This is a genomic window from Candidatus Pelagibacter bacterium nBUS_49, assembly GCF_051200925.1.
Taxonomy (GTDB): domain Bacteria; phylum Pseudomonadota; class Alphaproteobacteria; order Pelagibacterales; family Pelagibacteraceae; genus Pelagibacter.
Genome location: NZ_CP172837.1, coordinates 891,386 through 913,044, shown reverse-complemented (window position 1 = coordinate 913,044; position 21,659 = coordinate 891,386). Strand labels below are relative to the sequence as shown.

Annotated in this window: 25 protein-coding genes; 12 read left to right on the top strand and 13 right to left on the bottom strand. The window is 25.9% G+C overall.

Going from position 1 to position 21,659, the window contains the following annotated elements:
- Window positions 1-2: 2 nt before the first annotated feature.
- Window positions 3-356: a 30S ribosomal protein S6 gene (gene rpsF, locus ACIJYF_RS05050; protein ID WP_435115693.1), complete on the bottom strand. Its 354-nt coding sequence runs from the start codon at window positions 354-356 to the stop codon at window positions 3-5.
- An 87-nt stretch (window positions 357-443) separates the two neighbouring features.
- Here rpsF and fabD point away from each other — a divergent pair, with 87 nt between their 5' ends.
- From fabD to gmk, 4 genes are read left to right on the top strand one after another with little or no spacing between them, the layout of a single operon-like run.
- Complete coding sequence (gene fabD, locus ACIJYF_RS05045; protein ID WP_435115691.1) at window positions 444-1,370, top strand: ACP S-malonyltransferase; 927 nt, start codon at window positions 444-446, stop codon at window positions 1,368-1,370.
- Complete coding sequence (fabG, locus tag ACIJYF_RS05040; protein WP_435115689.1) at window positions 1,367-2,104, top strand: 3-oxoacyl-ACP reductase FabG; 738 nt, start codon at window positions 1,367-1,369, stop codon at window positions 2,102-2,104. The genes fabD and fabG overlap by 4 nt, the downstream gene beginning before the upstream one ends.
- Window positions 2,105-2,153: 49 nt before the next feature.
- Complete coding sequence (locus ACIJYF_RS05035; protein ID WP_435115687.1) at window positions 2,154-2,393, top strand: acyl carrier protein; 240 nt, start codon at window positions 2,154-2,156, stop codon at window positions 2,391-2,393.
- A gap of 8 nt (window positions 2,394-2,401) precedes the next feature.
- Window positions 2,402-3,034, top strand: a complete 633-nt coding sequence (gene gmk, locus ACIJYF_RS05030) for a guanylate kinase (protein WP_435115685.1) — start codon at window positions 2,402-2,404, stop codon at window positions 3,032-3,034.
- Here the strand turns inward: gmk and rsmA are convergent.
- The 6 genes from rsmA to ACIJYF_RS05000 all read right to left on the bottom strand — a co-directional run bounded on the left by rsmA (window position 3,023) and on the right by ACIJYF_RS05000 (window position 10,740).
- Window positions 3,023-3,808, bottom strand: a complete 786-nt coding sequence (gene rsmA, locus ACIJYF_RS05025; RefSeq protein ID WP_435115683.1) for a 16S rRNA (adenine(1518)-N(6)/adenine(1519)-N(6))-dimethyltransferase RsmA — start codon at window positions 3,806-3,808, stop codon at window positions 3,023-3,025. The genes gmk and rsmA overlap by 12 nt on opposite strands.
- A complete protein-coding gene (locus ACIJYF_RS05020) occupies window positions 3,809-4,627 on the bottom strand; it encodes a 4-hydroxythreonine-4-phosphate dehydrogenase PdxA (protein WP_435117989.1) in 819 nt (272 codons plus the stop codon).
- A 129-nt stretch (window positions 4,628-4,756) separates the two neighbouring features.
- Complete coding sequence (locus ACIJYF_RS05015) at window positions 4,757-5,683, bottom strand: peptidylprolyl isomerase (RefSeq protein WP_435115681.1); 927 nt, start codon at window positions 5,681-5,683, stop codon at window positions 4,757-4,759.
- 1 nt (window position 5,684) lies between these two features.
- Entirely contained in the window at window positions 5,685-8,528 is a 2,844-nt protein-coding gene (locus ACIJYF_RS05010) for an LPS-assembly protein LptD (RefSeq protein WP_435115679.1), read from the bottom strand.
- Window positions 8,518-9,591: an LptF/LptG family permease gene (locus ACIJYF_RS05005; protein WP_435115678.1), complete on the bottom strand. Its 1,074-nt coding sequence runs from the start codon at window positions 9,589-9,591 to the stop codon at window positions 8,518-8,520. Before ACIJYF_RS05005 ends, ACIJYF_RS05010 begins: the two co-directional genes overlap by 11 nt.
- A 3-nt stretch (window positions 9,592-9,594) precedes the next feature.
- Window positions 9,595-10,740 (bottom strand): LptF/LptG family permease, encoded by a 1,146-nt coding sequence (locus ACIJYF_RS05000; RefSeq protein WP_435115676.1) that lies wholly within the window; start codon window positions 10,738-10,740, stop codon window positions 9,595-9,597.
- A 61-nt stretch (window positions 10,741-10,801) separates the two neighbouring features.
- On the opposite strand from ACIJYF_RS05000, the gene ACIJYF_RS04995 reads away from it, so the two are divergent.
- On the top strand, window positions 10,802-12,259 hold the full coding sequence (locus ACIJYF_RS04995) for a leucyl aminopeptidase (protein ID WP_435115674.1): 1,458 nt from the start codon (window positions 10,802-10,804) through the stop codon (window positions 12,257-12,259).
- Window positions 12,252-12,662, top strand: coding sequence for a nucleoside-diphosphate kinase (gene ndk, locus ACIJYF_RS04990; RefSeq protein ID WP_435115672.1), 411 nt, complete (start codon window positions 12,252-12,254; stop codon window positions 12,660-12,662). Before ACIJYF_RS04995 ends, ndk begins: the two co-directional genes overlap by 8 nt.
- Here ndk and purN read toward each other — a convergent pair.
- Window positions 12,652-13,230 carry a phosphoribosylglycinamide formyltransferase gene (gene purN, locus ACIJYF_RS04985; protein ID WP_435115670.1) on the bottom strand — a complete coding sequence of 193 codons (579 nt, stop codon included), beginning with the start codon at window positions 13,228-13,230 and terminating at the stop codon, window positions 12,652-12,654. The genes ndk and purN overlap by 11 nt on opposite strands.
- The gene (purM, locus tag ACIJYF_RS04980; protein ID WP_435115668.1) at window positions 13,208-14,239 is read right to left on the bottom strand and encodes a phosphoribosylformylglycinamidine cyclo-ligase; all 1,032 of its coding nucleotides are present in this window, start codon (window positions 14,237-14,239) and stop codon (window positions 13,208-13,210) included. Before purM ends, purN begins: the two co-directional genes overlap by 23 nt.
- Window positions 14,240-14,250: 11 nt before the next feature.
- Here purM and ACIJYF_RS04975 point away from each other — a divergent pair, with 11 nt between their 5' ends.
- The 4 genes from ACIJYF_RS04975 to aspS are packed head-to-tail and all read left to right on the top strand — an operon-like array spanning window position 14,251 to window position 17,773.
- On the top strand, window positions 14,251-14,691 hold the full coding sequence (locus tag ACIJYF_RS04975) for a hypothetical protein (RefSeq protein WP_435115666.1): 441 nt from the start codon (window positions 14,251-14,253) through the stop codon (window positions 14,689-14,691).
- The gene (locus ACIJYF_RS04970) at window positions 14,691-15,329 is read left to right on the top strand and encodes a hypothetical protein (RefSeq protein WP_435115664.1); all 639 of its coding nucleotides are present in this window, start codon (window positions 14,691-14,693) and stop codon (window positions 15,327-15,329) included. The genes ACIJYF_RS04975 and ACIJYF_RS04970 overlap by 1 nt, the downstream gene beginning before the upstream one ends.
- Window positions 15,326-15,988 (top strand): DNA replication protein, encoded by a 663-nt coding sequence (locus tag ACIJYF_RS04965; RefSeq protein WP_435115662.1) that lies wholly within the window; start codon window positions 15,326-15,328, stop codon window positions 15,986-15,988. The genes ACIJYF_RS04970 and ACIJYF_RS04965 overlap by 4 nt, the downstream gene beginning before the upstream one ends.
- Window positions 15,989-17,773: an aspartate--tRNA ligase gene (gene aspS / locus ACIJYF_RS04960; protein WP_435115660.1), complete on the top strand. Its 1,785-nt coding sequence runs from the start codon at window positions 15,989-15,991 to the stop codon at window positions 17,771-17,773.
- Window positions 17,774-17,775: 2 nt separating this feature from the next.
- On the opposite strand, the gene ACIJYF_RS04955 is transcribed toward aspS, so the two are convergent.
- Entirely contained in the window at window positions 17,776-18,600 is an 825-nt protein-coding gene (locus ACIJYF_RS04955; RefSeq protein ID WP_435115658.1) for a ribonucleotide reductase, read from the bottom strand.
- 114 nt (window positions 18,601-18,714) lie between these two features.
- Between ACIJYF_RS04955 and ACIJYF_RS04950 the strand changes: the two genes are divergently transcribed.
- Window positions 18,715-19,074 (top strand): NADH-ubiquinone oxidoreductase subunit NDUFA12 family protein, encoded by a 360-nt coding sequence (locus ACIJYF_RS04950; RefSeq protein ID WP_435115656.1) that lies wholly within the window; start codon window positions 18,715-18,717, stop codon window positions 19,072-19,074.
- Window positions 19,037-19,441 (top strand): DUF2155 domain-containing protein, encoded by a 405-nt coding sequence (locus tag ACIJYF_RS04945; protein WP_435115654.1) that lies wholly within the window; start codon window positions 19,037-19,039, stop codon window positions 19,439-19,441. Before ACIJYF_RS04950 ends, ACIJYF_RS04945 begins: the two co-directional genes overlap by 38 nt.
- Here ACIJYF_RS04945 and accC read toward each other — a convergent pair.
- The 3 genes from accC to aroQ are packed head-to-tail and all read right to left on the bottom strand — an operon-like array spanning window position 19,438 to window position 21,650.
- Entirely contained in the window at window positions 19,438-20,775 is a 1,338-nt protein-coding gene (gene accC, locus ACIJYF_RS04940; protein ID WP_435115652.1) for an acetyl-CoA carboxylase biotin carboxylase subunit, read from the bottom strand. The two genes, ACIJYF_RS04945 and accC, sit on opposite strands and share 4 nt — an antisense overlap.
- A 4-nt stretch (window positions 20,776-20,779) precedes the next feature.
- Window positions 20,780-21,214, bottom strand: coding sequence for an acetyl-CoA carboxylase biotin carboxyl carrier protein (locus ACIJYF_RS04935; protein ID WP_435115650.1), 435 nt, complete (start codon window positions 21,212-21,214; stop codon window positions 20,780-20,782).
- Window positions 21,201-21,650 (bottom strand): type II 3-dehydroquinate dehydratase, encoded by a 450-nt coding sequence (gene aroQ / locus ACIJYF_RS04930; protein ID WP_435115648.1) that lies wholly within the window; start codon window positions 21,648-21,650, stop codon window positions 21,201-21,203. Before aroQ ends, ACIJYF_RS04935 begins: the two co-directional genes overlap by 14 nt.
- Window positions 21,651-21,659: the final 9 nt, after the last annotated feature.

Here is a 21,659-nt window from a genome sequence, read left to right as displayed (position 1 = left end):
AATTAGTTTTTGTAACTTTCTTTTTTTTCATCATCGTCTCTTTTAGCAAAGTAATTAGCTTCAAGATCAAATTTTTTAACTCTAACAGTTAAGTATCTTAATAATTTTTTATCTATAGCCTCATTTTTTTCTAGCTCATCAATCACATTGCCTTTACCTTTAATTTTAAAGTGAATGTAACTACCTTTTTTATTTTTTTTAATTAGGTATGATAAGTTTATCAATCCCCAGTTCTCAGTTTTAACAATTTCACCCTCATTTTTTTCAACAATTTTTGAATATTTTTCAGTTAATTGCTTAATTTCACTTGGTGAAGTGTCTTGTCTCGCTATAATAGTGTGTTCGTATAAATTCATTTAAGTTCTTTAATAAAAAGTGAGGATATACTATTATAAATGTTCAATTACAATAGTTAAAAAGGCAAAATTAATAGTTTTTTTTATATGTTTTCAGTAATTTTTCCAGGTCAAGGTTCACAAATGGTCGGAATGGGAAAGGAATTCTACGACAAGTTTGATCTTGTTAAAAAACTTTTTAAAGAAGCTGATGATACACTAAATTTTTCAATGTCTAAGCTTATATTAGAAGGTCCGAAAGAAGAGTTGGACTTAACTGCAAATACTCAACCAGCAATATTCTTAATCAGTTATTCAATTTATAATGTAATTAGAAAGGAATTTAATATCGATTTGAGTAAAGCAAAATATTTTGCCGGACATTCTTTAGGTGAATATTCTGCTTTATCTTGTGCGGGTTATTTAAATTTTTCAGAAACTATAAAAATTTTAAGAATTAGGGGAGACGCAATGCAAAACTCAGTTCCTAAGGGACAGGGTGGCATGGTTGCAGTATTAGGTTCGAAAGTTGAAATAATTGAAAAAATTTTAAAAGATAATGAACAAAATTTAAGTGCTCAAATTGCAAATGATAATTCTGAAGGCCAGATTGTGTTAAGTGGCAAAACAGATGATTTAGATAAATTAATTTTCATTTTAAAAAAAAATTCAATTAAAAATATAAAGCTACCAGTAAGTGCACCTTTTCACTCCAATTTAATGAATAAAGCAACAAATATAATGAATGATGAATTAAATAAGTTAAACTTTAATGTAGGTGAAAACAAATTAATCTCAAATGTTACGGCTAATGAAATATCAAATACTACTGAGCTTAAGGAATTGTTGATAAAACAAATTGAAAATAGAGTTAGATGGAGAGAGAGTGTGATTAATATGATTAATAGTGACGTAAATCATTTTATTGAAATAGGTCCTGGTAAAGTTTTATCAGGATTGGTCAAAAGAATTAGCAAAGAGGTAAAAATAGATACTATTAATAATCAAGAAAATATTGAAAGTTTAGAGATATGAGTAATTTACAAAAAAAAAACATAATTGTTACTGGTGCTTCAGGTGGAATAGGTAATGCAATAATAAAAAAACTAAGTGAGTCAGGAGCAAATATTTTAGCTTCAGGAACTAGAATTGAAAAATTGGAAGAGCTTAAAAAAACTTTTGAAGGTTTAAAGATATTAAAATTTGATATTTCTCAAAGTGATAAAATCGAAGAATTTATTGAAAATGCTACAAATGAATTAGGTGGCAGTTTAGATGGTGTAGTTAATAATGCAGGAATTACACAAGATAATCTTGCAATTAGAATGAGTTTAGATGAATGGCAAAAAGTTATAAATATAAATCTCACCTCAACTTTCTTAATGAGTAAATTTGCTATTAAAAAAATGCTTAAAAATAAATCTGGAAAAATTGTTAATATTACTTCAGTTGTTGGTCACACAGGAAATCTAGGACAAGCTAACTACACGGCATCAAAAGCAGGAATAGTTGCTATGTCAAAAAGTCTTGCGATAGAATACGCTAAGAAAAACATCAATATAAATTGTATTTCACCAGGATTTATTAAAACAGCGATGACAGATAAGATTGATAATAAATTTAAAGAGGTTATCATATCAAAAATACCTTCAGCTCGTCTTGGTGAGCCAGATGATATTGCAAATGCTGTATTATTTTTAAGTTCAGAGCAATCTGATTATATTAATGGAGAAACATTGCATGTTAACGGAGGCATGTATATGGCTTGACAAAATAGCTTTTTAAACTATTAAGAATTTATAACTAAAAAGGATCAATATGTCAGAAGACGTTTCAAGCAAAGTAAAAAAGATTGTAGCTGATCACTTGGGTATAGATGAAGCAAAAGTACAAGAAGAGTCTAGTTTTATAGATGATTTAGGTGCTGACAGCTTAGATACTGTAGAATTAGTGATGGCTTTTGAAGAGGAATTTGGATCTGAAATTTCAGATAGCGAAGCTGAGAAAATTTTAACTGTTGGTGATGCAGTGAAGTTTATCGAAGGTAAAGCGAACTAATATTTTTAATGCCTTCAGAAAATGATGGCGTAATGATTGTTTTATCCTCTCCATCTGGGGCGGGTAAAACCACATTAGTAAAAATGTTATCTAAAATAGATAACTATGAAATTTCAATTTCTCACACAACCCGTCAACCAAGACTCAATGAAAAAGATAATAAAGATTATTATTTTGTAAATGAGGTTGAATTCAAAAGATTAATTAACAATCAAGAATTTCTTGAATACGCAAAAGTATTTAATAATTTTTATGGAACCACTAGAACACCTGTTATTGATAGATTAAATAAGGGTAAAAATGTTCTATTTGATATTGATTGGCAAGGTGCAGACCAAATTAAAAATAAAAAGTTAGATTATAAACTAATAACATTTTTTATTTTACCCCCAAGTAAAGAAGTTTTATTTGAAAGACTGTCGAATAGAGACATGAAAGATAAACTAATTGCAGAAGAAAGAATGAAACAATTTGGAAGAGATGTTCTACATTGGATCAATTATGATTATGTAGTGATTAATAATGATTTAGAAGATTGTTATTCTAAAATTACCAATTTAATTAATGCTGAAATTTCTAATGGATCTAAAGACTATGATTTAGAATTTATAAGAAATCATGTCGAAAAACTAACTTCTTAGTTTTTCATACTCAATTGTTAATTTATAATAAGTATCAAAGTCTAAGTTTTGAGGTCTTAAATTTAAATCTATATTTAACTTATTAAGTAAATCATTATTTCCATTAAATATTTGATTAAATGGTTTTTTTAACATTTTTCTTCTGTGGCTAAAAAAAATTCTTGTAATTTTCTCTAAATTTAACGGATCTTTTATTTCAGCAAATTTTTTTTTTGGAGTAAAGTGAATTAAAGTACTTTGTATTTTAGGTCTAGGTGAAAAACTTTCAGGAGAAACATCACAAATTTTATTTATATTAAGTCTCCAATTAGCTAAAATTGACAATCTTCCATAATGAGAGCTATTATATTGTGCTATAATTCTATCTGCTACTTCTTTTTGAAACATTAAAATAAGGTCAGAAAACCAACAATCATTTTTTAATTTTGTAATCCATGTACTTAATATTTCTGTTGATATATTGTATGGTAAGTTTCCAAATACTATAATTTTGTTTTTTGATAGTAAATTTTCATCAAATTTCAGAATATCATCATTGAAAATTTTAACTCTTTCATCACTTATTTCTTCTAAATTTTTTGATAAAAAAGTGTCTTTTTCAATAAGATATACTTTACGTGGATTATTTTTTAAAATTTCTCTAGTTAGGTTTCCTGTACCAGGACCCACTTCTAAAACTTCATTACCTTCAATTGATACAGTGTTAGTTATTTTATCAATTATATTTTTATCAATTAAGAAATTTTGCCCTAAACTCTTTTTTGCTCTAATCACTTAAAAATCTAAAAATTTGATTGAATTAAGTAAACTAAGATAGTTAGATTTATTTTTACCAAGCATAGACTCATTAGGACCATGATCTGGAGAAACTCTTATAAATGGAAGGCCTATAGTTATATTAATTGCATCATACTCAAAAAGAGTTTTTAAGGGGGTTAGTACCTGATCATGATACATGCCAATTATTAAATCAAATTTTTTTCTATTATTTTTTAAAAAAATAGTGTCTGCTGCCAATGGCCCTTCAATATTGTATTTAAGTTTTTTTAAATTTTTAATTGTAGGTGAAATTATACTTATATCCTCATTAAAATTATCAATACTTTCACAATGTGGATTTAGTCCAGTGACACCAATTTTAACATTTTTACTAAATTTTTTCTTCCAAAAATTATCTATAAGTTTTACTTTATCGATGATTTCTAAATTATGAATCATTTTAGAAACATATTTAATTGGAACATGGGTAGTTAATGGACAAACAGAAAGGCTTTTATTATAAATTATCATGGCAAATTTTTTTGTATTAGTTTTATCTGCAAGGTATTCAGTAATTCCATTATATTTGTTTTTTAAAAAAGTTTTTTTGGAAATAGGACCGTTAATTAACTTGTCACTAATACCATGTTTGAGTAATTTTAGAGCAACATCAAAACAATTGGTGATATAATCATTTGATTTTGTAGTAATTTTTTTAAAAGCTATTTTCTGTTCTAAATTAATATCAATTAAATTTATTTTTTTTAGATTGTTGGCTTTTTTAAGTATTTCAGACTCACTAATAGTATTTAAATTAATTTTTTTTTTTAAAATTTTAGCTTGATTTAAAATTAATTTTTTTGACGCAATTAAAATTATTGGCGATTTAATTTTTTTTTTATAACTTTAAAAAAAATTTCAAAAAAAATACTGTTTGGCTCACCAGCAACAATAATAATCGGCTTATAATTTTTCAATTTTAATATCTCTTTTTATTTTGTTATAATAAATATTTGAAAACTGATTTAGTTGCTGATTAGTTTTAAATGATATTAGTTTTTTTATTTCTTCTTCAAGATCTATTTGTTTATCTTCTTCTTTTAAGTCTTCAAGCTTAATTATTAAAAAACCGCCAGGTATTACTATTGGTTTGGTAAATTCTCCAACATTTAAATTTTTTATTTTTTCTTTAAGTTTTTGATTGATTGAATTTTGATTAATCCAACCTAATTTTCCACCTGCACTTCCAGTGTCTGAAATACTATGTATAATTGCTGCATTCTCAAAGCCGTTTAAAGTAATATCATTTTTTATTCGGTCAAATTTTTTTTTCAAAATTTGGTTATTGTCAATGTTAAAAATAATCTCAGACAAATTAAATAATGTAACTTTATTATTTTTGTTATTGACTATCTCGCTTTTTATTTTTTTTGTATCAATATTTACTTTTGATTTAAATTTAGAAAATATAAGTTGGTTCCATAATGCCTCAATTGTTATTTTTTTTTTAAAATCTTTTAATTCTAAATTATACTTCGATAGGTAGTCTAAAAATTCATTTTCAGAATTAAGATTAATTTTTATGTAACTCTCTCTAACTAATTTTGATAAATAATTATCATCGATCACAATTTTACTTTTGAACTTTAGAATTTCCAATGTTTTTATTTTTTCTTTAATTATTGAATTTTTTGATATTTCAAAAATTTGATCTTTATCAAGCTTAAGAATTTTTGGATTTAAAGCTGCTAAAAAATTTAGTTCCTTAATTATGTCGACAGTTGTTATTATTTCATTATTTACCTTGAATTCAATTTTATTTTCAATTGAGATTGCATTTATTGGATATAAAAACAAAAGTATGTAGATAAAAAATAAATATTTTTTCATACTATTTTTGCCAAATATATTTCTTTGATCCTTTATCATCTCTATAAAAATTTTGATCTACTCTATATTCAGTGGTTGTTAAAGGAAACAACGTTAGTGTTAATAATAAATCTTCATTTGGTCTTAGATCTCTATCATTATAATAAGATTTTTGATAAGAAATTCCTGCTGTTAAGCAATCATTTTTATACTCATAAACAAAATCATAATATTCTGTTAAATTTGTTTTTCTATTTCTTTTAGTGTTAAAAGTTAAATAGTTATTATTATTAAATTTTAATGACGTTTCATTTGATAAAGTATTAGAGTTCCCTTGTGAGCCATTTTGTTCATCAAAAATGAATTTTGTGACAAAATTATTTACTGAAAATTCTGCTGTGATTGAATTTTTTTCAAAAGTTTGAATATCGTTATCTAAAGAAAAATCATATTTTAATTTTACAAAATCATACATATTATTAGTAATTGACCCAAATATATTAGAGCTAGTTCTATTTAATGTGCTTGAGGTAGGAATATCATTTTCAACTTTATCTCTAAATACAGTAGCTAATTTTATCTCAAAAAATTTTTCAAGATCTTCTAAATTTTCCAAATCTTCTCTTTTATAATCAAGCCCTAAAGTAATAGATCTACCTGACTCAAAACCTCCTAGACCAAGACGGTTTGGACCAAAAACATTTTCTACACTTATTGTTCTACTTTCATTCGAATAGTTTTTCATATTTGTGGGATTGATTCTAAATGAAAGTTTTGGTGTTAAAGTATTGAATAAACTATTATTCTCTTTTTTAATAAGTGGTAATGAAGTATTGAATTCAATTAAATTCATCAATTCTGACTGAACAGATGATTTATAAATATCATCATTTTTAGCAACAACATTATTATTTTTAAAGTATATCCCAAATTTATTTTTGAAACCTATGTTGGAAAAATAATCACCACTCACATATGATAGATTATTTGATAATGAAGAAACTAAATTATTAGTATTTTTCAAATTATTCGATCCACTACTGGAAAAGTTAATTGTACCTTGGTTATTAAGTTTATCAATTTCGAAAAAATTTGAAAAATTATAATACGGTAATACATATTGATATTTATCATTGCTGGATCCAGACAATGACTCATAAGCCGTCATCCCCAAATCAAAGTTATACTCTTCTTTATCTAAATTTATTTTTATTCCAGATTGAAGTGTACTCTGGCTGTTAGGTTTTATAGATTTAATATATTTATCAAATACTCTTAAATAAGTATCGTTACTAGTTTTTTCAAAAAATAAATCCAAGTCACCAGTTAAAAAATTATTTAAATTTAATTGAGAATTATATTCTGCAAAAATATGAGATAAGCTATTTTTATTAGTCCCTTCAATTGATGATTTATATCCATGCGTGTAACCAAAATTAGCAAGTAGGTTTGAATTTTCATTAACTTGCCTGTACTCATTTTGAAACATGTACATATCTTTTTTAAATAAAGTTGAGTTGAAGGTTAAATCCTTATTATCAGAAATTACATGAAAATAAGGCAAATTTAAAGATGAGCCTAGAGTTTTTGATCCTCTTAATTCTGGTCTTAATAATCCAGATCGTCTTTTAACTGTTGGATCAGGATGAAAAAATTTAGGAAAATAAAAAACTGGAAAATCATAAATATTTAGAACAACATGTTTGTATTCAATATTTTTTTTAATCTTATCATGATTGATTTCTTTTGATTTAAAGCTCCAAGCAGGACAACTGTCATTTTGTTTACAGCTTGTGAAAACACCTTTTTTTAAAATAGTTTCTTTTTCATTTCCCGATGAGGAAACGCCATATAGTCTCGGATTATTTTCTTCATAATAATCTTTAAAAAGTTCATTTAGTTTTGCATTTTCTAATTCAATAAATTTTTTTCTTTCTGAGTTAAAAATATTTGTTCGAAAGTTAATTTTTGTATCACTCGCATTAAATTTTTTACTTTTAAAACTTGTGATTATATTTTTAAAATTATAATTATCAGTTTCTTCTATCCATTCTACATTTGACAGTGTAGAAATTGCTCTTTTTATTCCATTTACATCTTCAATTTGATCTTTGCTATAAAAAATATCATCATCAACAGAATACCATCCAGAGTTAGAAGTCGTTGTTATGTCGACATTTTTACCCTTAAGAACTTTATCAATTACAAAATATTTAAATTTTTCAAGTTCATAAACAGTTTGTGTGTCGTCCTCTATTGTCGAATAGTTTGATGCACTCAATTCCATTTCATTTTTTAAAAATAAAACATCTTTAGAATTAAAAGTATATTTTGACTCAATAATTGCTTTTGTCTTTCCTTCAGTTATTATTTTTTCTAAATTTCTAAAATAGGTAATTTTTTTTGCAAAAATAATATAATCTCTTTTTGTATCTACTATTTTCACATTTCCAGTAGCGGTCACAATGTTTAAATTTTTATTATAATTAAAACTATGTGCAGTGATTATTGTACCATCTTGATCTATTCCTTTTGAATTACCCTCTGTAAATACTTTTTCTTCTTGTTTAAGGTATATTGCTTTATCTGAATATATTTTGATTTGTTTTTCTGAATCAATAAATTCTATGTTTCCATTAATCTTTAATATATTTTTAATCTTATCGTAATCGAATTCATCAGCATTAATTAACATTCCCTTGTCAGTAGTTGCCGTACCTCTCTTTTTTCCAAGAAATCTATTTCCGTCTTCTTTAATTTCAACCTCAGTTACATCAAAGTTAAACTGTTCAAATGAAATAGAGACTGGAATAATGATAAAATTAAAAAGTAAAATTACAGCAATTATTAAAAAATTATTTTTCATTAATACGATATAGCAAGATTACGTTAATTAAAATTAAGATAGCCAATGGTATCATTATAGAGGGGATCAAAGATATCTTTTCAGTTTTGCCCATTACGTTAAAGAAATTATTAATATAGTAAATTACTACAGACGCAAATAACCCAAAAGAAATTTTAAATGTCGAGCCTTTTTGCTTCTTGGTAGCAAACATTATTACAGATGAAAAAAGAGTCATTAGTGTTAAGTAAATTGGAAAAGTTATTATTTTTAATAACTGCAAATCTACTTCTGTTGTTGAATAATTCAAGGATTGATAGTTTTTTCTAAGATTTAATAATTCAAATAGTGATAAAGAAGATAGATTTGAAAACAGACTTTGTATTTTTTCATAATCAAAATTAGAAATTATTTTTAAACTAGGTTTTTTTGTTACAGTGTTTTTTTCGTATACCGTAACATCATAAGCAATCCATTCTTTCTTTGTAATATCTATTTTATTACTTTGGATATTTCTTAGAACATCAAAATTTTCATTAAATTCTGATATAATTGTATCTTTTAAAAAAACTCTATCAATTTTAGAGGCATTAATAATTGAAATATTGTTATCAATTTTGTCTTTAATCCATAAGCCATTTTTTGTAATTACTGCCAAATATTTATCATCTGAACTATATTTGTTTTTAAGTTCTAGATAAACATTTTTTAAATTAGATGAAAGATTGTAAAAAATTATAATTATAAAAATCCCTAAAAAAAATGAAAACAAACCAATTACATTAACTATTTTTGAATTTTTCAAACCTGAATATTTAAATATCTCAATTTGGTTATCATTAAAAAAATTTATAAAAAAAACTTGTGTTGATATTAAAAAAATAAATGGAAACATTTCAAAAATTAAAGAGGGAGAATTTAAAATAGAAATATAAATAGGAAAAAAAGGCTTTACATCAATATTTCTAAAAAAGTCAAGTTCACTTAAAATATTAAGAATAAATACCAAGCTTAGCATTACCAAAAAAACAAAAATAAAAGATTTTAAAAAAGTTGATATTAGAAATTTTATATAAGTACTCATTTTCTATAGAAATTTTTTATTTTTTTGGGTTTTTATTAATATTAGTAAGTACAGTATCGTAAGAATAATAAATGGAATAATTATTAATTTTATATTTAATACAAAAGTGTTTTGAACAAATTTTAATGTTGTTTCTGAAAAAATAATTGTTAACAAGCCAATTAAAAACATAGAAAGTCTATATCTTGAGTAATTAATACTTTCTTTTGAATAAAGTATCAGAAATGTTGAAATGAGTATTAATACAGGAATGTAAAAAGGGATTATAAGTCTTTTATAAATTTCTTTATAAACATTATCTAAATTTTCAATCGTACAATTTTGAATTTTTCTTCCTGAAATTTTTTTTTTATTTACAAAATCATAATTTAAATATCTTTCTAAACAATCTATTAAATTATGAGTTGATGTTTCTTGGATTTTATCTACTTTTACAATCCCAGAGTCTAATTGCGCCAGACTTAGCTCAGATTGTGTAAAATTAAAATTACTTAACTTATTATTTATGCTATTTATTGTTTCTCCATTATTAAGAATAAGAATTTTAGAGCCACCAACAGATTTAAAATAACCACTTTTAGAATAGGTAATTTGAAAATTTCCCTTTCCCGTTTCTTTTTTTAAGTAGATATTCTTTAAATTTCCCAGCTCATCTTTTTCATCTGAATAAATTGTTAAACCTTCAATATTATCATTAAATTTTTTTGGTTTTATAAAGCTCTCAAAAAAATCTACGTTTGAAGATTTAAGTAATTGTCTTGAAATATTTTGAGATTTGGGCACAAGATAGGTAGTTAACAAAATTTGAATAATCATTAACAAAAAAGAAAATATTAAAAAAAAGTTTATTAACTGAATTTTGTTGATTCCAAAATTCCAAAGAATCATTAACTCATTATTTAACTCGTATTTAGATAAAACGTAAGAAAAACTGAAAAATAGTGCAAAAGGGAATATTCTGGTAATAATTTTTGGGAAATTTAATAGAGAATAATTGATATACACAAGGTAGTCTCTTCCATCTTCGACCATAATATCTAAAAAATTTACTGCTTGAAAAACCCAAATTATAATACTGGCACTAACTAAGGTGATAGAAAAAAAAATTAAGCAGTCAAATAGTAATTTTCGAAACAAAATTTTTTTCATTGAAATATATTAATTTTCACAATATATACCACTCTACTCGTATTGAGTGTATTTAAAATTTATGGCTTTACAAATTAATTACAAAACTAATAGTTCAAAAAATATTTCGTCAAATCTAGTCTTATTTGTTGATGAAAAATTCAATATTAGTGGATTAAAAAAAAATATTTCAAGTTCTGAGCTGTCATATATCTCTGACCTTTTAAAAAATAGTGATTTAAAAAAAGATTTGCTTGTTTTTAAAATTAATTCAAAAAAAACAATATTTTTAGTATCAATTAAGAAAGATATTAAAACTTCCGATATAGAGAATTTAGGTGCTAAATTTCATGGATATATAAATTATAATAAGAAAAGTGAATATTTTGTAAATTCAGATACTGTTAATAGTAAGATTAAAAATTTCGCTGGATATTTTTTACACGGGATAAAATTAAAATCATATGAGTTTAATATTTATAAATCAAAAAAAGATAAAAAACTTGTTTCTATAAATGTTGTTGGAAGTAAAAATAAACTATCTTCACAAGATCAATTAAGATTTAAAGCTTTAGAAGAAGGAACTTTTCTAGCAAGAGATTTGGTCTCCGAACCAGGCAATATTTTACATCCTGATGAATACGCAAAAAGAATAAACTCACTTAAAAAATTTGGATTAAAAATTAATATTTACGATCAAAAGAAATTAAAAAAACTTGGAATGAATGCTTTGCTTGGTGTTGGCCAAGGAAGCATTAGAGGATCTTATCTTGTCACTATGGAGTGGAATGGTGCAAAAAATAATTCTAAACCTCTAGCGTTTGTTGGAAAGGGTGTATGTTTTGATACGGGTGGTATTTCACTTAAGCCAGCTAAATTTATGGAAGATATGACTTATGATATGGCAGGTTCTGCTACAGTAGTTGGTCTAATGAAAAACTTAGCTGTAAGAAAAGCAAAAATTAATGCCGTAGGTGTTGTAGGACTTGTAGAAAATATGCCAGGTGGAAATGCTCAAAGACCTGGAGATATTGTTAAATCATACAGTGGTAAAACAATTGAAATTTTAAATACAGATGCAGAAGGTAGATTAGTTTTGGCTGATGCAATTACCTTCACTGAAAAAAAATATAAACCTAAATTTATGGTTGATTTAGCAACTCTCACAGGTGCAATTATAGTTTCTCTTGGATCGGAATATGCTGGTCTATTTTCAAATGATGATAAATTATCTAATCAATTGATAACAGCAGGAAATAAAGTTGATGAAAAACTATGGAGAATGCCACTTCATAAAAATTTTGATAAACTAATTGAATCTAAAAATGCTGACATGCAAAACATTAATTATGTCGGTGGAGCAGGCTCAACTACTGCTGCACAATTTCTACAGAGATTTGTTTTAAACAAAACACCATGGGCACACCTAGATATTGCTGGGATGGCTTTTTCAAAATATGGTGGGGCGTTAAACTCTGGTGGTGCAACAGGTTATGGTGTGAGATTATTAAATAAACTAATAGAGGACAATTATGAGTAATATTGAACAAACATTATCAATTATTAAGCCAGATGCTGTTGAAAGAAATTTAGATAATGAAATAAAAGAGATGTTTAAAAATAAAGGATTTTCAATTGTAAAAGAAAAAAAAATTCAAATTGAAAAATCAGAAGCTGAAAAATTCTATAAGGTTCATGAAACAAAACCATTTTACAATGATCTTTGTGCATATCTATCTTCTGGACCAATTTTAGTTATGGTTCTTGAAAAAGAAAATGCAGTATTAGGTAATAGAGAGTTAATGGGTGCTACCAACCCAAATGATGCAGAAGAAGGAACTATAAGAAAAAAATATGGAATTTCTATTGATAAAAACTCTGTACACGGATCTGACAGTGTTGAAAATGGAAAAATTGAAATAGATTTCTTTTTTAAAGACTAAGTGCTTTTATTATAGCAGCTGGATATAACTTATGTTCTTTAGTTAAAATCTTTTTTGCTAGGGTTTTAGGGGTATCAAATTTGTTAATTCTTACTTTTTTTTGACTAATAATTCTACCAGAATCAAGTCTAGAATTTACAATGTGCACAGAACATCCAGAATATTTATCTTTATTTCTAATTGCTCTTTCATGAGTATTTAACCCTTTATATTTTGGAAGAAGAGAGGGGTGAATATTAAGAATTTTACCTTTAAAATTATTAATAAAATTTTTTGATAAAATTTTCATAAAGCCTGCGAGACAAATTAAATGTATGTCATTGTTTTTTAATTCATTGATGACTTTTTTTTCTGATAAAGTGTTTTTAAAATCAAATACCTTTTTTTTAATTTTGTAAATATTTGCATATTGCAAACCTTTTGCTTTAGAATTATTAGAGATAATCAATTTTATAATTATTTGTGATTTTTTAAGTTTTGAAAATTTGATAAGAGATTTTAAATTACTGCCTGTTCCAGAAATAAAAACTGCTACATTTTTTTTATTAGATCCAGTCAACAGAGCCATTTAGTTTAACTTTTTTTTTGAAATTTTTAGTAATTTTCCCTATTACATAAGGTTTAAAATTATTTGCAAAGCATTTTTTAATTTGATTTAATTTTTTTGGATTAACGATTAAACAAAAACCAACACCGCAATTGAAAGTTTTAAGCATCTCTTTATCTGATATTCCTTTTTGATGGAGCCATTTAAAAATTTTAGATGTTTTTATTAGGTCTAAATTAATTTCAGCAGTGAAATTATCTGGGATTACTCTTTCAATATTATCAGCTAAACCGCCTCCAGTAATATTGGCACATCCATTAATTAAATTTCTATCTATTAATCTTAAAACTTCATTAACATAGATTTTAGTCGGTTTTATTAACTCTTTTTTTAAAAAATTATTTTTTTTAATATCTATTTTTTTTTGCTTTAGAAGATAACGTACTAAAGAATATCCATTTGAATGAAGACCACTTGAAGGTATAGCTAAAATTAAATCATTATTTTTAATTTTATTTTTACTTAAAATCTTATTTTTACCAACTATCCCAACTGCAAAACCTGCAATATCAAATTTACCTTTTTCATATGTGCCTGGCATTTCAGCTGTTTCACCACCAACCAATTCACACCTGGACAATTTACATCCTTTTACGATACCTTTGATGATTGATTTTAATTTTTTTAAATCAATTTTATTTATAGAAATATAATCTAAAAATAGTAGAGGCTTTGCACCTTGAACAATTAAATCGTTTACACTCATTGCAACTAAATCAATTCCAATAGTGTCATATTTATTAAGCATGTTTGCGATTTCAACTTTAGTGCCAACACCATCTGTGCAGGCAACAATTTTAGGTTGTTTTATGTGATTTGGAATGTTTGATATTGAACCAAAACCACCAATATTAGAAAACTTTTTTTTGCCCTTTTTTTTTGATGAAACAGATGAAATGAAATTAACAAATTTATCAGCAGTATTTATGTTAACTCCACTTTTTTTATAGGTTATTAATTTATTATTCATTAATATGTTTTATGAAATTTAATATTAAACTTTTCAATTATAAAAGATTATATATTCATTTTTGCTTACTTGCTTTGTTAAATATTTTTTTTTCCACAGAAAATATTCAAGCAAAGACTTTCTCAATCAATGATATAGAAATATCTACTCCTTTTGAGATTAATTTTGATAAAAACAAGATAATTGATGAAGGTTTTGCGCAAGCATTTAATAGGTTGGTTTTATCAATTTTGCAAACACAAGATCAAAAAAAGCTAAGTAAAACACCAATTGGTTTAATTAAAAGTATGATCGAAACTTTTTCAATTCAAGAAGAAAAATTTATTAACGAAGTTTATTATTTATCATTAAATGTATCATTTAATAAAAAAAAAATATTAAATTTAATAGAAAAAAAAATATTTTTCCATCTCTTCCAGTTGAAAAAAAGATATTTTTTTTACCAATTATAGTGGATAAAAACAAAGATGAAATTTCAATTTTTTCTGAAAATTATATTTTTAATAATTGGAATTCTAATAATCAAAAATATCATTTATTAAGATATGTTTTACCTACCGAAGATCTAGATGATTTCAATTTAATAAAAAGATATTCAAAAATCTTAGAAAGTTACAATTTTAGTGAAATTATAAAAAAATATAATCTTGATGATTATATTATATCAATCATCTTTAAAGAAAAGAATACAATTAAAGTTTTAAGTAAAATAAATTTTAATCAAGAAGAAGATCTTAAAAATATCAGTTTTCAAAATCTTAATATAAATAATTATAAAGAAGCAGATAAATTAATTGAAAGTTTAAAAAGTATTTATGAAAATTATTGGAAAAGTAAAAATGAAATTAATACATCGGTAAAGATATCATTAACTATTTCAATTAATAACAACGATAATTCAGAAATTTCAAAGTTTGAAGAAATATTAGATAATACAGACTTGATATACAATTATCATATTTATAAATTTAACAATAAAGATAATTTCTATAAAGTTATATTTAATGGGTCGCCAGATTACTTTCTTAAAATTATGAAAAATAAAAATTATGAATTTGATATTCAAAATCAAATTTGGGTAGTTAAATGAGTGATTTAAATCAATTAATATTAAATTTTGATTATGATCAAAATTTTAAAGATCAAGATTTTTATGTTTCTAAAAGCAATGAGTTTGCATTTAAATTATTAAATAGTTGGCCCAAGTGGGAAAAAAATTTTGTAAATTTAATTGGAGAAAATTTTTCTGGCAAAACTCATTTGGTTAATATTTTTTTACATAAGTTTAAAGGAATTAAGATAGAAGCTAATGAAATAAATAATGAATTTTTAAAAAAGATTAAGATCTTTGAAAATATAATCATTGAAAATTTTAATGATAAAATTAATGAAAATTTATTGTTCACTTTAATTAATATTGTTGATCAGGATAATAAATATTTAATTCTAACTTCAAAAACTCCACTTGTTGACTATTCTTTTAATTTAAGAGATTTAAATTCAAGATCTAAAAATTTTTTATTATGTAATATTGAGAAACCAGGAGATGATTTAATGTTTGCGCTTATATTAAAAAACTTATCTGATCGTCAAATATCTATAGATAAGAAATTAGTTGATTTTATTATTAAAAGAATTGATAGATCGTATGGCAAAATTTTTGATTTCATATATAAAATTGACAAAATTAGTTTAAAACGAAAAAAACCAATCGATTTTAAAATTATAAAAGAAGCCCTAGGAGAATAATTGAATAAATATAGATCACATAATTGTAATGAATTAAGAAAAGATGATTTAGATAAAAACATTTCAATCTCTGGGTGGATTAATAAAAAAAGAGATCATGGGAACCTTTTATTTATCGACCTACGAGATAACTACGGAATTACCCAATGTATTATAGATAAAGAAAATAAAAATTTTTTAGATATAGAAAAAACTCAACTTGAAACTGTCATAAAAGTTAATGGAAAAGTTGTTAGTCGTTCTGATGAGACGATTAATAAAGAAATTGAAACTGGAGAAATTGAAGTTGTTATAAATGAATTTGAAATATTGGGAACTTGCAAAGAATTACCAATGCCAGTTTTTAGCGACCAAGAATATGCTGAAGAAATAAGATTAAAATATAGATTTTTAGATTTAAGAAGAAAAAAAATTCATGAAAATATAATTTTAAGATCAAAAGTGATTTCATATATTAGAAATGAAATGACAAAACTTGGTTTTTTAGAATTTCAAACACCAATTTTAACTTCATCAAGTCCTGAAGGTGCGAGAGATTTTCTAGTTCCAAGTAGGCTTAACCCAGGAAAATTTTATGCATTACCACAAGCGCCTCAACAATTTAAACAATTAATAATGGTTTCTGGTTTTGATAAATATTTTCAAATTGCTCCTTGCTTTAGAGATGAAGATGCTAGAGCTGATAGAAGTCCAGGGGAATTTTATCAATTAGATTTAGAGATGTCTTTTGTGGAACAAGAAGATGTTTTTAATGTTGTTGAAACTTTAATGGTTAATACTTTTAAGAAATTCTCAAATAAAAAACTATTGTACGATAAATTTCCAAAAATTTCATATGTTGATGCAATGTTAAATTATGGAAGTGACAAGCCTGATTTAAGAAACCCATTACTTATAAATGATATTACGGAAATATTTACAAGAGAAGATGTATCGTTTGAGATATTTAAAAAACTTGTAAAATCTGGTTCAAAAGTCAGATGTATTTCAACTAAAAATACAAAAGATAAACCTAGAAGCTTTTTTGACAATATTGATAAATGGGCGAAAGAACAGGGTGCTTCTGGATTAGCATATTTTACTTTTGAAAAAGAAGATCAACTTTCAGCTAAAGGACCGATTGGAAAGTTTTTTTCACATGAAGCTTTAGAAGAAATTATGAAACAAACTAACTCAGAAGTAGGTGATAGTATTTTCATGGCATGTGGAAAGCAAAATGATCTAGAAAAAATTACCTCACTCGCTAGAGATAAAATAGCCAAAGATTTAGATTTAATTGACGATGATGTTTTTGCATTTTGTTGGATTGTTGATTATCCAATGTTTGAAAAAGATGAAGTAACTAACAAAATTGAGTTTAGTCATAATCCATTTTCTATGCCACAAGGAAATTTAACCGAAGAAAATTTTGAAAAACCTTTAGATATATTGGCTTATCAATACGATATTGTCTGTAATGGTATTGAGCTTTCTTCTGGTGCTATAAGAAACCACAAACCAGAACTTATGTATAAACTTTTTTCAATAGCAGGCTATGACAAGAAGCAAGTAGAAGAAAAATTTAGTGGTATGATCAATGCATTAAGTTATGGAGCCCCTCCTCATGGAGGAATAGCCCCTGGTATTGATAGAATAGTAATGTTGTTAGCGAATGAAAAAAATATTAGAGAAGTAACAATGTTCCCTATGAATCAAAATGCACAAGACTTAATGATGAAAGCACCATCTGACGTGAGCGAAGACCAATTAAAAGAACTTGGTATAGCTATAAAAAATAAGAAATAAAATTATTTTTTACCTTTTAAACTTATTTTAACGTCTGAAAGATCTACTAAATTTTTCTTATAATTATTTCTTACAAAACCTTTGCTGGTTATATCTTTTACAATTTTTAACAATTGGTTTTGGTCTTCAGATTGATTTTCTTCATTTGTAGCTGACTCGCTACCACCAATTGAAGGTGTATGAGCTAGATCTTCTCTATTTTGATATGATATTGCTAATTCTCTAAAAATATAATCTAGTATTGAACTTGCACTCAGTATTCTGTCATTACCATGCACTTTTCCAGATGGTTCAAACTTTGTGCCAACAAATGCACTTATGAATTCATCAAGTGGGACACCATATTGAAGTCCTAATGAGACTGCTATTGCAAAATTATTCATTAGAGCTTTTACTAACTCTCCTTCTTTGCTTGTGTCAATAAAAATTTCTCCTATTTTGCCATCCTCGTACTCACCAGTATGTAGGTAAACTTTATGATCTCCAATAGTAGCTTTTTGGATATAACCTTTTCTTCTATCCGGCATTCCAAATCTTTTACCACCTCTTTCAGATGACTTATTAAAGTTTGCAATAATGTTTTCTTTGTTTTCCGTACTAGCTTGGTTTACTTCAGCTACTACTTCTACCTTTTTACTCTCAATAATTTTATTATTATTTGGATCAAGACTTTTTGTTTTACGATTATCAAGTTTTACGTCTAGTACCTCGAATTTTCCATCATCTCTTTTTTCAAGATTTTTTAACTCTGTTTCATTTATATCATCTAAGTAATGATTAACTTTAAAGGTACATGTGTAGTAAGTCTCAACTAAATATTTTGCCATTTAACTCCAATTTAAATTTTAATTTGAATATTGAATCATTTAATTTATATACAAATTCATATTTTAGTCTAATTTAAATTATACAATTTTTAATTGAATAAATAAAAAAATTTTATGTTGACACTTTTAAAAAAAATTTTCACTTGGTGGAATCGGGATACCTTTGGCACTAGATTAAAAACAATTTTTTTTGGAAAATTAGTTGGTAGTGATGAGCTTGGTAACAAATATTATGAAAGTAAAAAAGGAAAGAGATGGGTTATTTATGCAAATACTATTGATGCCTCTAAAATACCAGTTGAATGGTATTCTTGGATGCATTTTACACCTAATAAAATAGAAAAAATGCATGAACTTAAAAAATATGATTGGCAAAAACCTCATCAATCTAATTTAACTGGTACTAACAAAGCGTATTATCCAAACAAAGATAAAGATGGAATCAAAAAGAAATATTCTAGCTGGAAACAATAAATTTAATTTTTATTTTTTTATTTTAGTTTATTTTTTTTTAATAAATTACTCATTTGCAAAAGATAATACTGAAGGTGTTTTTACAGATTTAAAAATTTTAGATAAAATTAGTTCAAAAAATACCTTAGTAAAATTGAAAAATGGAGAGCTAATTACATTTAAAGATCTCTCTATCAAAAGTTTAAAGTGTAAAAATTCAGAATTTGATGATAATCCTGAAATTACTGCTTATATACAAGTTAAAGATCTAACTGATGAAAATAATAATGAGGTATTCGTATTTAATGGCTGGATGTTTTCATCAAGTCCATCAATTACTCCATTTGATCATCCGGTATACGATGTTTGGCTTATTAAATGCTATTAGACTATAGTATCTTTATCTAACCAGCTTACGTTAAAATCAGAATTAATAAATTTTTTATGACCAAGTAGTTTTTTATGTAGAGGAATAGTTGTGGTAATTCCCTCTATTACAAATTCATCTAGAGACCTGTTCATTCTTTGAATTGCCTCAGTCCTATTTCTTCCATGACAGATTAGTTTGCAAACCATACTATCGTAATAAGGAGTAACTTTATATCCTTGAAAAATAGCTCCATCTACTCTTGTTCTAAAACCAGATGGTTGGTGACACATACCGATAGTTCCTGGAGATGGTTGAAAGTTTTTACTTGCATCCTCTGCGTTTATTCTACATTCAATTGCATGGCCTCTTGGGTTTATATCACTCTGTTTCAATGCTGTTTCTCCAGAAAAAGCAATCCAAATTTGTTCCTTAATGATATCAATACCAGTTACCATTTCTGTTACAGGATGTTCGACTTGTACTCTTGTATTCATTTCAAGAAAATAAAATTTTCCATCCTCATAAATAAACTCTACAGTTCCAGCACCCATATATCCAATTTTTGCAACCATCTTCACAGTTCTTTCAAATAAATCTTTTCTAATTTCATCATTAAGAACAGGGCTGGGTGTCTCCTCAATTAATTTTTGATGTCTTCTTTGGACAGAACAATCTCTTTCATGAAGGTGAACAACATTATTTTTACCTGCTAAAATTTGAACTTCTATATGTCTTGGATTTTGAAAAAACTTTTCAATATAAACTTCATCATTACCAAAATATTTTTGTGCTTCTGATTTTGCAGTAGAAAACAAGGTTTCAAATTCCTCTTCTTTGTATACAATTTTCATACCTTTTCCACCACCACCACCTGATGCCTTGATTAAGACAGGAAATCCAATTTTTTTACATAGTTCCTTAGCTTGAGCTATATCAGTCACACCTCCCTCAGATCCTTCGATTACCGGTAAACCGTTCTCTTTAGCAATTCTCTTTGCTTGAATTTTATCACCCATCATTTCAATATGTTTTGATGATGCGCCAATAAAACTTATTTTATTTTCTTCAAGAATTTTTGCAAAACTAGCATTTTCAGATAAAAATCCATATCCAGGATGTACAGCGTCGGCGTTAGTAAGTTCTATTGCTGACATTAAATTGGGAATATTTAAATAACTGTTTGCAGGTTGGTGAGATCCTATACAGACACTTTCATCTGCCATTCTTACATGCATACTTTCTCTGTCAACATCAGAATGAACAGCTACTGTTAGAATTCCCCATTCTTTACAGGCTCTAATAATTCTAACTGCAATTTCCCCACGGTTTGCAATTAAGATTTTTTTAAACATTTGTTTACTCTAGAATAATAATAGTTTGACCAAACTCGACAGGGTGACCATCTTCAACACAAATTTCTTTTACAACACCATCAGCAGTTGATGGCACATGATTCATTGTTTTCATCGCTTCAACAATCATAATGGTATCACCTTTTTTAATTTTTTTTCCTACCTCAACAAATTTCTTTGTCCCAGGTTCTGGCGCATGGTAAGCTGTTCCAATAATTGGCGAAGTAATCTCGGTACCATATTTAACATTAGGTTTTTCAGAAACATTTTCATTTCTAGCACTAATATTTGTTGATGTAATTGCTGGTTGATTACTAATTGACACATTGTTTTTAGAAACTTTAATCTTGGTGTCTTTCTCAGTAATTTCTATTTCAGTGAGATTAAATTCCTCTAAATAGTCACTTAATTCTTTGATGATGCTTTTATCTATTTTCATTTTTTAAGATCTTTTCTATTGAAATTATGGCCAAAATATATCCTTCAACACCTAATCCAAAAATTCCTCCGGTTACTATATCGCTTATTAGAGATTTATGTCTAAATTCTTCTCTTTTATATATGTTTGATATATGTAACTCAATTATTGGTTTTTTGAATAGATCAAGTGCATCCCTGATTGCAACTGAGGTGTGAGTAAAACCAGCAGCATTAATTATCATTCCATCAAATTTTTTTCTAGCATCCTGAATTAAATTTACTAACTCTCCTTCAATATTTGATTGAGCAAATTCTAATTCAATACCAATTTTGTTAGATTCTTTTAAACATTTTTCTTTTAATTGATCAAAAGTAGTTGATCCATATTGTGATTGTTCTCTTTCGCCTAATAGATTAAGATTTGGACCATTAATAATAATAATTTTATTATTCATTCAATTCTT